This window comes from Streptomyces laculatispora (assembly GCF_017353455.1).
Lineage (GTDB): Bacteria > Actinomycetota > Actinomycetes > Streptomycetales > Streptomycetaceae > Streptomyces > Streptomyces laculatispora.
The window spans coordinates 1-10,700 of the sequence record NZ_JAFMPZ010000219.1 but is presented as its reverse complement, the minus strand read 5'-3'; the positions used below and the strand labels follow the sequence as shown (position 1 = coordinate 10,700).

The window sequence follows — 10,700 nt, the reverse complement described above, 5'->3', positions numbered from 1 at the left end:
ATCAGTGCGACGGTCTCGCCGCCCTCGTGGGCATGGTCGAGCCGGCCTCCGGCAGCGTCCTGGTCGGCGGCCGCACCCCGCACCGCACGCCGCCGCGCGAGATGGTGCGCCGGGTCGGCCTGGTACCGCAGGAGCCGCGCGATCTGCTGTACGCGGACACGGTCGCCGCCGAGTGCGCGGCGGCGGACGCCGACGCGGGCGCCGCGCCGGGCAGTTGCCGGGCCCTGGTGTCCGAGCTGCTGCCCGGCGTACCGGACGACACCCACCCCCGTGATCTCTCCGAGGGGCAGCGGCTCGCCCTGGCGCTCGCCCTCGTGCTCACCGCCCGGCCCCCGCTGCTGCTCCTGGACGAGCCGACCCGGGGCCTGGACTACGCGGCGAAGGCCCGGCTCGTCGGGGTGCTGCGCGCACTGGCGGCCGAGGGCCATGCGATCGTGCTGGCCACGCACGACGTGGAGCTGGCCGCCGAGCTGGCGCACCGGGTGGTGATCCTCGCCGACGGTGAGGTGGTGGCGGACGGGCCGACCGCGCAGGTCGTGGTGTCGTCCCCGGCGTTCGCCCCGCAGATCGCCAAGATCCTGGCCCCTCAGGAGTGGCTGACCGTGACGCAGGTGCGCGAGGCGCTGGGGGGCGTCGCATGAGCAAAACGACCGGGCGCGGGACGCGGCCGGTGCGGCTCGGGCCGCGGGCCGTCGCAGCGCTGGTGCTGATCAGCGCGATCGGCGTGGTCGCCTTCGGCTGGCCGCTGCTGGCCGGGGCCGATTCGGGCCTCGCCCATTCGCAGGACGCCCCCTGGCTGTTCGCCGCGCTGCTGCCGCTGCTGGTCGGGGTGGTGGTCGCGATGATCGCGGACGCCGGGCTCGACGCGAAGGCGGTGGCGATGCTGGGGGTGCTGGCCGCGGTCGGCGCTGCGCTGCGGCCGTTGGGGGCGGGCACGGCGGGGCTGGAGCCGATGTTCTTCCTGATGGTGCTGAGCGGGCGGGTGCTGGGGCCCGGCTTCGGCTTCGTGCTCGGCTCGGTGACGATGTTCGCGTCCGCGCTGCTGACCGGCGGGGTGGGCCCGTGGATGCCGTTCCAGATGCTGTCGATGGGCTGGTTCACGATGGGCGCGGGGCTGCTGCCGGGGCCGGACCGGCTGCGCGGGCGCGCCGAGCTGCTGATGCTGGCGGCGTACGGGGCGGTGGCGGCGTTCGCGTACGGGACGGTCATGAATCTGTACGGGTGGACGATCGTGCCGGGCCTCGGTTCGGGCATCTCCTTCCATCCCGGAGACCCGGTGCCGGAGAACCTGGTGCGCTTCCTCGCGTACTGCACGGCCACCTCGGCCGGCTGGGACCTGGGCCGGGCCGTGCTCACCGTCGTACTGACGCTGACCGTCGGGACGGCGCTCCTGAAGGCGCTGCGCAGGGCCACCCGGCGCGCCGCCTTCGAGGCCCAGGTCACATTCGACGTCCCGGACGAGTGAGGGCACCCACAGGACCTTGGTCCGTACGAAACGGCAGTCCAACAGCTGGTACTGAGCCGGCCCGGACCCCGTCCAGCAGTGACCGACAACCCCGACCGCAGTGCGGTCGGGGTTGTCGGCGTCCGCGCCCGGGGTCAGCGTCACGCCGCCGCGGCGTCGAACCAGCGCACGATCTGCGGACCCGACTTCAGATACGTCTCGTTGTGACTGACCGGCCCCTGGTCGGTCACCGGCGCCTCGACGCCCCGCTTCGCCAGGTCGGCCGCGCAGTGACGGGCGTTGGCGATCGGCACGTCGGTGTCGCCCGACGAGGAGTAGAGCCGTACCGGGACGTCCGGCTTCCAGGCGCAGTTGCCGTCCTGGGCGCGGTACGCGGCGAGCAGGGCGCCGCTCGGCTGCTGGATCTGCCGGTAGTAGTCGTCGGTGAGCAGTTCCTTCAGCGTCGCGGGGAGGGCCTGGAAGATCTCCTCCTCCGTGTGGTTCGTGTCGAAGAGAGCGTCGACGATGTCCGCGTACGGCTCCCGGAAGGCCTCGGAGGGGTCCTTCCAGAGCGGGTGGAGCCGGTTCTGCGCGGTGAGGAAGTACGTCATGTAGAAGATCGCGCTCGTTGGGTTGATGCTGCCGTCGAAGGTGCCGGGGGCCTCGGCGTGCTCGATGTCGTACGGTCCCGACACGGGGGCCAGGGCCCGCAGGGTGAAGCGCCGGTCGGCGCCGCTCTCCAGCGCCCTGCCCAGCGCCATGGCCACCTGGCCGCCCTGCGAGAAGCCGCTCGCGTACACGTCACCGGTGAGCGGGCGGCCCAGCCGGAGGGCGGCGGTGCGCGAGGCGCGGAGCATGTCGAGCGATGCGGTGACGGCGGACCGGGTGTCCATGTACGGATGGAATCCGGGGCCCCTGCCCAGGCCCAGGTAGTCCGGGGCGGCGACCGCCCGCCCCGCCGAGGCGTGGAGGTAGGCGGCGTAGCGGCCGGAGTCCTCGCCGACCGAGGGCGCGTAGTCGCGGTGGACCATCGTGCCGTGGGTGTCGGACACCAGGTCCAGCCGGTGGGCGCCGCCCTCGGGGAGCACGAGGAGCCCGGTGGCGGTGGTGGGACCGCCCTGCGGGGTGACGGTGCGGTAGGTGAGGCGGTAGGCCCGGACGCCGTGTCTGACGGTGGCCGTGTCCATGCCCGCCGTGGCGAGGAAGTCCGCGACGCCGGCCCGGCCGACGCGGGCGACGGGGGTGAGGGCGAGGAGTCCGCCGCGCGCGTCGTGCCGCTGCGCGGAGGCCTGGCGGCCGGGCGCCGAGTGCCCGGCCGCCGCGGCCGGAACCGTGCTCAGTGCGGCGAGGACCACCACGGTGGCGGCGGCCAGGAGTCGTCGAGTCCCGTTCGCCCGGGTGGAGTTGCTCGCGTTGTTTTCCATGGCCCCGACGCTAGGCAACCGCGGCCGGCGCCGACATCCGCGTACACCCCCGCCCAGGGGTGTACCTGGCAGCACCATCGGGCCGGGGCGTCCCACCACCCTGCGCGGCTACAGCCGCTGGATGATCGTTCCGGTGGCCAGCGCTCCGCCCGCGCACATGGTGATCAGCGCGAACTCCTTGTCCCTGCGCTCCAGTTCGTGCAGTGCCGTGGTGATCAGCCGGGCCCCGGTGGCGCCGACCGGGTGGCCGAGCGCGATCGCACCGCCGTTGACGTTGACCTTCTCCAGATCCTGCTCGAAGACCTGGGCCCAGCTCAGCACGACCGACGCGAAGGCCTCGTTGATCTCCACGATGTCGATGTCCTTGAGCGACATCCCGGCCTTGCCGAGCACCGCACGGGTGGCGTCGACGGGTCCGTCGAGGTGGAAGTGCGGGTCGGAGCCGACCAGTGCCTGGGCCACGATCCGGGCCCGCGGCTTGAGTTTGAGCGCCCGCGCCATGCGCTTGGACGCCCACATGATCGCGCAGGCGCCGTCGGATATCTGTGAGGAGTTGCCCGCGGTGTGGATGGCGGTGGGCATCACCGGCTTGAGCCCGGCGAGCCCCTCCATCGTGGTGTCGCGCAGCCCCTCGTCGCGGTCGACCAGCCGCCACATGCCCTGCCCGGCGGCCTGTTCCGCCTCGGTGGTGGGCACCTGGACCGCGTACGTCTCCCGTTTGAAGCGCTCCTCGGCCCAGGCGGCGGCCGCCCGCTGCTGCGAGACCAGACCCAGCGAGTCGACGTGTTCGCGGGTGAGGCCGCGCTTGCGGGCGATGCGCTCGGCGGCCTCGAACTGGTTGGGCAGGTCGACGTTCCACTCGTCGGGCCACGGCTTGCCCGGCCCGTGCTTGGAGCCGCTGCCGAGCGGCACCCGCGACATCGCCTCGACCCCGCAGCTGATGCCGACGTCGATCACCCCGGCCGCGACCATGTTGGCGACCATGTGGGAGGCCTGCTGCGAGGAGCCGCACTGGCAGTCCACGGTCGTCGCGGCGGTCTCGTACGGAAGCCCCACGGTGAGCCAGGCGTTGCGCGCGGGGTTCATGGACTGTTCGCCGGCATGGGTGACGGTGCCGCCGACGATCTGTTCGACGCAGTCGGCCTGGATGCCGGTCCGGCCGAGAAGTTCACGGTAGGTCTCACCCAGCAGATAGGCCGGGTGCAGATTGGCGAGCGCGCCTCCGCGCCTGCCGATGGGAGTGCGTACGGCTTCGACGATGACGGGTTCCGCGGCCATGAGCTCGTCCTCTCCTCGCACTTCCGCAGAGGCGTCCCGGCGCCCACGGAAGGAACTAGTACGCGTTCTAGTTCTGCGTGCAGTCTTATGAGGATTACCCCCGGTACGCAAGGGGCTTGCACGGACCTTGCCCATGCTTCACCGTCAGCACCCACCACAATCCGGCCTGGTTCACGGATTCTTCACGCAACAGATCCGGCCACGCCTCTTGTCAGTTGTAGAACTCGTTACTACCTTTCGGGCAACATCTGATGGGTCGTCAGACATTGCTCGGGCGGCTCTCGGACCGACCTGGAGTTGCCGATGCCCTGCCCCCATCTGCCCGAAGGGTTCGACTTCACCGATCCCGATCTGCTCCAAGCCCGCATACCGCACCCGGAGTTCGCCCGGATGCGCGAGACCGCACCGGTCTGGTGGTGCACCCAGCCCGCCGGTATCTCCGGCTTCGACGACGAGGGCTACTGGGTCGTCACCCGGCACGCGGACGTCAAGTACGTCTCGACCCGGCCCGAGCTGTTCTCGTCCAACACCAACACCGCGGTGATCCGCTTCAACGAGACGATCAGCCGCGACCAGATCGACGTCCAGAAGCTGATCATGCTGAACATGGACCCGCCCGAGCACACCCGGGTCCGCCAGATCGTCCAGCGCGGCTTCACCCCCCGCGCCATCCGCTCCCTGGAACAGGCGCTGCGCAGCCGGGCGCGCTCGATCGTCGAGACGGCGCTGGCCGCCGCGGACGCCGACGGCTCGTTCGACTTCGTCAACAACATCGCCGTCGAGCTGCCGCTCCAGGCCATCGCCGAGCTGATCGGCGTACCGCAGGAGGACCGGACCAGGATCTTCGACTGGTCCAACAAGATGGCCTCGTACGACGATCCGGAGTACGCGATCACCGAGGAGATCGGTGCCGAGGCGGCCATGGAGCTCGTCTCGTACTCGATGAACCTCGCGGCGGCGCGCAAGGAGTGCCCGGCCAAGGACATCGTCTCCCAGCTGGTCGCCGCCGAGGGCGAGGGCAACCTGCTGTCGGACGAGTTCGGCTTCTTCGTCATCCTGCTCGCCGTGGCCGGAAACGAGACCACCCGTAACGCCATCAGCCACGGCATGCACGCCTTCCTCACCCATCCCGAGCAGTGGGAGCTCTACAAGCGCGAGCGGCCGGAGACGACCGCCGAGGAGATCGTCCGCTGGGCGACGCCCGTGGTCTCCTTCCAGCGGACCGCCACCCAGGACCTCGAACTGGGCGGTCAGCAGATCAAGAAGGGCGACCGGGTCGGGATGTTCTACTCCTCGGCCAATAACGACCCCGAGGTCTTCGAGAGCCCGGAGAAGTTCGACATCACCCGCGATCCCAACCCGCACCTCGGCTTCGGTGGCGGCGGTCCGCACTTCTGCCTGGGCAAGTCCCTTGCCGTGATGGAGATCGACCTGATCTTCAACGCCATCGCGGACGTGCTGCCGGACCTGCGGCTGGTCGGCGATCCGCGGCGGCTGCGGTCGGCCTGGCTCAACGGCATCAAACAGCTCCAGGTGAGCACGACGCGCGGCTGAGCACGGCCCGGAACGCGACGCCGGGCAGGACCTGTCCGGCTGTTGCGGTACGCCCGTCCGCACCCCTGTACGAATGGCGGACGGGCGTGGCGGGATCATGGCGGGCATGCACGCCCTGCTCTCCGCTTTCGGGCCGATCTGGATGCTGACCGCTGCCGGGTACGCGGTCGGCCGCAGCGGCCTCCTCGGGGCGCAGGCCGAGGCCGTGCTCGGCCGTTTCGTCTTCCATGTCGCCATGCCCGCGGCCCTGTTCAGCATGGTGTCGGGGTCCCGGCCGGCCGGCTTCGCCCAGCTGCCGGTGGTGGCGTTCGCGGCGGCCACGGCGCTGGTGTCCGGTCTGGGATACGTGGTGGCCCGGCGGTTCTTCGGCCGCGGGAGGGCCGACGGGGCGATCAGCGGCATGGCCTCCGGCTACGTCAACTCCGCCAACCTGGGCATCCCGGTGGCGGTGCAGGTGCTCGGTGACGCCTCGTTCGTCGCGCAGGTCATCCTGTTCCAGGTGCTGCTGGTCTCACCGGTGATCCTGACCCTGCTGGACTCGGGGACCCGGGCGGCCGGCGGTCCCGGCGGCGGGCGCCCCGGCGGCGGGCTGCGACGGATGCTCACCATGCCGGTCCGCAATCCGGTCATCATGGCCTCGCTGCTCGGCGTCGCCGTCTCCGCCGCCGGGCTGCGGCTGCCGGCCGCCCTCACCCACTCCTGCGATCTGCTGGGCGCCGCGGCCGTGCCGACGGCCCTGGTCACGCTGGGCCTGTCCCTGCACGGGGGCCCGGCAGGCGGGACCGCTCGCGTCGGGGGCCGGGCGGAGGTCGGGGTCGCGGTCACGCTGAAGACACTGGCGCAGCCCCTGACCGGCTTCCTCGTCGCCGGTCCGCTCCTGGGCCTGCCGGACCACCAGGTGCTGGCCGTGGTGCTCTGCTCGGCGCTCCCGACGGCTCAGAACGCCTTCATCTACGCCCGGGAGTACGGCCTGGACACCGGCCTCGCCCGCAATGCCGTGGTGGCCTCCACGGTGGTGTCGATGCTCACGCTGTCCTTCGCCACCTGGGCTCTGGGGCCGGCCCGCTGAGCCGTCCGAGTGGCGGGCGGTGCCCGGCGGGCGGATGCTGGGAGCGCGACGATCCACCTGCCGAAAGGGTGGCGGGGGAGCCTTGACGCCCCCGCCACCCCTTCGGCCCGCGTCCGCGGGCGGCCGCCGGCGGCTACGACTTGCCGGCCACCGCTTCACCCTCGGCCTTCGGTACCCGTTCCGGCACCGCCGCCCTGTCCGGCGGCCGCCCGGCCGCCGGGGGCTGCGCGGGCTTCACCGCGGGCTCCTGGAGCCGGCGGGGTCCGGACAGCAGGTAGGTCAGACCGAAGCCGAGCGCGACCACCAGCGCCCCGCCCACCGCGTCGAGCACCCAGTGGTTGCCCGTCGCGACGATCGCGGAGACCGTGAACAGCGGGTGCAGCACCCCCAGCAGCTTCATCCAGGTCTTCGGCGCGAGCATCACGATCACCACACCGCACCACAGCGACCAGCCGAAGTGCAGCGAGGGCATCGCGGCGTACTGGTTGGTCACCCCCGTCAGCGTGCCGTAGTCGGGCTTCGCGAAGTCCTGGACGCCGTGGACCGTGTCGATGAAGCCGAGCCCCGGCATCAAACGCGGCGGGGCCAGCGGGTAGAGCCAGAAGCCGACCAGGGCCAGCACGGTGGCGAAGCCGATGGAGCTGCGGACCCAGCGGTAGTCCGCGGGCCGGCGCACGTACAGCACACCGAGGATCGCCAGCGGCACGATGAAGTGGAACGTCGAGTAGTAGTAGTCGAAGAAGTCCCGCAGCCAGCCGACCCCGACGACCGCGTGGTTGACCCAGTGCTCGATGTCGATGTGCAGCCACTGCTCCAGCGAGTGGACCTGCCCGCCGTGATGCTCGGCGGTGGCACGGCCGGCCGTCGCGGCGAGCCTGACATGCTGGTACGCCGAGTAGACGACCCTGATCAGCAGGAGTTCCAGCAGCAGGTTGGGCCGGCTGAGCACCCGCCGCCAGAACGGCAGCAGCGGCACCCTGCTCCAGCGGGCCGCGACCGGGGCCGCGTAGTCGGTGGGGATCGGCTGCTGCCAGTACGGCGAGGTGCGCGGCAGGAACGGGGCGACGCACGCGGCCCCGAGCGCGGCGATCAGCAGCACGTTGTCGCGTACCGGGAACACCGCCTCGATGTTCGGCAGCAGCATCTTGCCGGGCAGCGTGATCACGAGGACCACGACGGCCGGCCACACCATCCGGTCCGAGGCGCGCGCGCCGACCCGGCCGACCACCGCGAGCAGCACCCACAGCAGCTGGTGCTGCCAGGCGGTCGGCGAGACGGCGACCGCGACACAGCCGGTCACGGCCACGGCGAGCAGCAGCTGGCCGTCGCGCGCGTACCGTACGGCGCGGCGCAGACCGAGGAAGCAGACGGCCGCGGCCAGCACCAGGAAGAGCGCGATCTCCAGCGGGCCCTCCAGCCCGAACCGGAGCAGCGCGCCGTGCAGGGACTGGTTGGCGAGGCTGTCCGCCTGATCGCCGAGGCCGGCCCCGGCGACGTGGTGCACCCAGTACGTCCACGAGTCGTGCGGCATCGCCGCCCAGGCCAGTGCCGTGCAAGCTGCGAACGCGGCGCCGCCGGTCAGCGCCGCGCGGCGTCTCCCGGTCAGCCAGAGCAGCACGGCGAACAGCAGCACGGTCGGCTGGAGCGCGGCCGCGACGCCGATCAGGACGCCCGAGGCGCGTTCCCCGCGGACCACGAAGCAGCCGACGAGCACCAGGAGGACCGGCAGGATGCTGGTCTGGCCCAGGTAGAGGGCGTTGCGGACCGGCAGCGAGAGCATCAGCAGGGTGATCGCGACGGGCGCGGCGAGCAGCGCCGTACGCCGGTTGACCGGGCCGGGCAGGGCGCGCGCCGCGATGATGCCGAGCGCGGCGACCAGCAGCAGCGAACCGAAGGTCCAGGCGACCCCGAGGCTCTGTTCGGCGGTCCGGGTGAGCGGCTTCAGCACCATCCCGGCGAAGGGGGTGCCGGTGAACCGGTCGGTGTCGTACAGCGAGCCCGTCACATGAAGCACACCGTTCTCACCGATCCAGGTCTCCAGATCGGTGAGCCGTTCGCCAGGCGGCTGCCGCAGCACCACCGCCATCTGCCGTACGGCCAACGCGGCCACAACCAGCCAGAGAACCGCCCGGGCCGCCCCGGTCCTCGTCCCTGCCGTCGCATCTCCGCGCACACTGTGCTCCGCATTCGCCACGCTGCGCCGACCCTCCCGCCGTCTTGTGCCGGCCCTCGATCCGGGCATGCTGTGAAACCTTCGCATTGCGCTATGAGGTAGACACAATCAACCCCCTCTTCGCCTGACTGTCACCCGGCTTTTGTCCGAAAGAATGCCCGCCCGTTCGATCGGGCCGGGACCGGGTGGCCGGAACCGGCCGGGCCGCCGCCACGTCTGTGCCCGTGACCAGGGCCAACGGGGGAGGAGCCGGCGCATGGGATGGACGGGGACAGATCAGGGGACACGGGCCGGATCGCGTACGTGGGCGGTGCGCGCGCTCTCCCTGGTCATGATGCTGGTGTCGCTGCAGCTCGGCTCGCTGATCGCACCGGCGTACGCCTGTGGCTGCGGGGCGATGGTGGTGGACCGCGACAGCCGGGTCACGGTCGACCGGGAGACCTCCGTGGTCAGCTGGTCCGGCGGCAGCGAGCAGATCGTGATGCGGCTCACTGTCCGCGGGAACGCCCCGGCGGCGGCGTGGATCATGCCCGTGCCGCACCGGGCCACGGTCGGGCTGGGTGACGCCTCGCTCTTCTCCGAGCTCGAAACCCTCACCGCGCCGGTCCACGAGATACGGCACTACTTCTGGCCACGTGCGAAGGACTGGCCGTTCGGCGGTTCGGACCGGGCATCCGGATCCGGTGCGGCCCCCGCGGCGGCCGCACCGGTCGGAGTGGTCGGCCGTGAGCGGCTCGGGCCATTCGACGTGGCCCGGCTGACCGCGACCGACCCCGCGGCCCTGGAGGGCTGGCTGACGGACAACGGCTTCGAACTCCCGGACCGGCTGTCGACGGCGCTGCGGCCCTACGTCGATCAGAAGTGGGAGTACGTGGCGATCCGCCTCGCCCCTCGAGAGAAGGGCGGTCCGCTGCTCGGCCGGCTCGACCCGCTGCGGCTGCGTTTCGCCAGCGAGCGGCCGGTCTACCCGATGCGGCTGTCCCGGCTCGCTGCGACGCCGCAGTCGCTGGGGCTGTACGTGCTGGCGGCGGACCGGATGGAGCCGCGCGGCGCGATCGGCGGCGAGCCGCCCGATGTGACCTATGCGGGGCGGGTCGACGCCGGGCAGCAGAAGGGCGAGTACCCGGCCCTGGGGGCGCTGACGGGCGGGAAGCCGGTGTTCGTCACGGCGATCGACCAGTCGTTCCCGCGGCCGGAGCTGATCGACGGGGACCATGAGCTCCGGGCCGCGGCCGCCGACACCCCGTACCGGACCACGTACTACCACGACGAGCTGCTGAGCGTGGGGCCCGTTCCGGCCTGGGTGCTGTCGCTGCTCGGCGCCGCGGCGGTGGCGGTCGCGGCGGTGCTGCTGCTGGTGCGGACCAGGCGGCGGCGACCGGTCGCACCGCCGCCGCCGGTCACCGCGCCGCCACCGCTGCGGTGAGCGCGGGCGCCCGAGGACGCCCTGCGGGGCTCAGCCCTCCACCGGGGTGTCCGCCTGCCAGCCCGTGAAGAGCGGGACCTCGCCGCCGCCGTCCAGGACCACGATCCCGAACGGGCGGTCGAAGGCGATGTGCCGGAAGCGCTGCTGCACGGGCGCCGCGCCCCCCGGTGCGGCGATGACGGTCACGGCCGCGGCCTGCACGCCCTCCTCGGCGACCTTCACCACGGCCTCCTGCACCACCTGGGAGATCAGGAGCGGCTCGGGCGACATCCACCCGAAGTCGGCGGCGGCGCTCGTCGCGACCCGGATGCCGAGCGCCGGCAACTGATCGG

At 72.1% G+C, this 10,700-nt stretch carries 9 protein-coding genes; 5 read left to right on the top strand and 4 right to left on the bottom strand.

Annotated elements, in window-relative coordinates; translation table 11 throughout:
* Window positions 1-641 (top strand): AAA family ATPase (locus J1C73_RS12515; protein WP_207316436.1); only part of this gene is annotated, 641 nt, incomplete at its 5' end.
* Entirely contained in the window at window positions 638-1,465 is an 828-nt protein-coding gene (locus J1C73_RS12510) for an ECF transporter S component (protein ID WP_207316435.1), read from the top strand. The genes J1C73_RS12515 and J1C73_RS12510, both read left to right, overlap by 4 nt.
* A 140-nt stretch (window positions 1,466-1,605) precedes the next feature.
* Here the strand turns inward: J1C73_RS12510 and J1C73_RS12505 are convergent, their stop codons facing one another.
* Both J1C73_RS12505 and J1C73_RS12500 read right to left on the bottom strand, forming a co-directional pair.
* Window positions 1,606-2,868 (bottom strand): alpha/beta hydrolase family protein, encoded by a 1,263-nt coding sequence (locus J1C73_RS12505; RefSeq protein ID WP_207316434.1) that lies wholly within the window; start codon window positions 2,866-2,868, stop codon window positions 1,606-1,608.
* Between the two features lie 108 nt (window positions 2,869-2,976).
* Window positions 2,977-4,146, bottom strand: a complete 1,170-nt coding sequence (locus tag J1C73_RS12500; protein WP_207316433.1) for a steroid 3-ketoacyl-CoA thiolase — start codon at window positions 4,144-4,146, stop codon at window positions 2,977-2,979.
* A gap of 303 nt (window positions 4,147-4,449) precedes the next feature.
* Between J1C73_RS12500 and J1C73_RS12495 the strand changes: the two genes are divergently transcribed.
* Both J1C73_RS12495 and J1C73_RS12490 read left to right on the top strand, forming a co-directional pair.
* Window positions 4,450-5,700 (top strand): cytochrome P450, encoded by a 1,251-nt coding sequence (locus J1C73_RS12495; protein WP_207316432.1) that lies wholly within the window; start codon window positions 4,450-4,452, stop codon window positions 5,698-5,700.
* A 73-nt stretch (window positions 5,701-5,773) separates the two neighbouring features.
* Window positions 5,774-6,769: an AEC family transporter gene (locus J1C73_RS12490; protein WP_242644072.1), complete on the top strand. Its 996-nt coding sequence runs from the start codon at window positions 5,774-5,776 to the stop codon at window positions 6,767-6,769.
* Between the two features lie 133 nt (window positions 6,770-6,902).
* Here J1C73_RS12490 and J1C73_RS12485 read toward each other — a convergent pair whose 3' ends face one another.
* Window positions 6,903-9,011 carry a bifunctional glycosyltransferase 87/phosphatase PAP2 family protein gene (locus J1C73_RS12485; protein WP_242644071.1) on the bottom strand — a complete coding sequence of 703 codons (2,109 nt, stop codon included), beginning with the start codon at window positions 9,009-9,011 and terminating at the stop codon, window positions 6,903-6,905.
* A 265-nt stretch (window positions 9,012-9,276) separates the two neighbouring features.
* On the opposite strand from J1C73_RS12485, the gene J1C73_RS12480 reads away from it, so the two are divergent.
* Window positions 9,277-10,368, top strand: coding sequence for a DUF2330 domain-containing protein (locus J1C73_RS12480; RefSeq protein WP_207316437.1), 1,092 nt, complete (start codon window positions 9,277-9,279; stop codon window positions 10,366-10,368).
* A 30-nt stretch (window positions 10,369-10,398) separates the two neighbouring features.
* On the opposite strand, the gene J1C73_RS12475 is transcribed toward J1C73_RS12480, so the two are convergent.
* A partial coding sequence (locus J1C73_RS12475; RefSeq protein ID WP_278186547.1) for a serpin family protein occupies window positions 10,399-10,700 on the bottom strand: 302 nt, incomplete at its 5' end.

What these genes read in the sequence shown, in the direction of transcription:
- J1C73_RS12495 (WP_207316432.1), top strand. Translation starts at nt 4,450, where the DNA reads ATGCCCTGCCCCCATCTGCCCGAAGGGTTCGACTTCACCGATCCCGAT.
- J1C73_RS12485 (WP_242644071.1), bottom strand. Translation starts at nt 9,011, where the DNA reads ATGCCCGGATCGAGGGCCGGCACAAGACGGCGGGAGGGTCGGCGCAGC.
- J1C73_RS12510 (WP_207316435.1), top strand. Translation starts at nt 638, where the DNA reads ATGAGCAAAACGACCGGGCGCGGGACGCGGCCGGTGCGGCTCGGGCCG.
- J1C73_RS12480 (WP_207316437.1), top strand. Translation starts at nt 9,277, where the DNA reads ATGCTGGTGTCGCTGCAGCTCGGCTCGCTGATCGCACCGGCGTACGCC.
- J1C73_RS12490 (WP_242644072.1), top strand. Translation starts at nt 5,774, where the DNA reads ATGGCGGACGGGCGTGGCGGGATCATGGCGGGCATGCACGCCCTGCTC.
- J1C73_RS12500 (WP_207316433.1), bottom strand. Translation starts at nt 4,146, where the DNA reads ATGGCCGCGGAACCCGTCATCGTCGAAGCCGTACGCACTCCCATCGGC.
- J1C73_RS12505 (WP_207316434.1), bottom strand. Translation starts at nt 2,868, where the DNA reads ATGGAAAACAACGCGAGCAACTCCACCCGGGCGAACGGGACTCGACGA.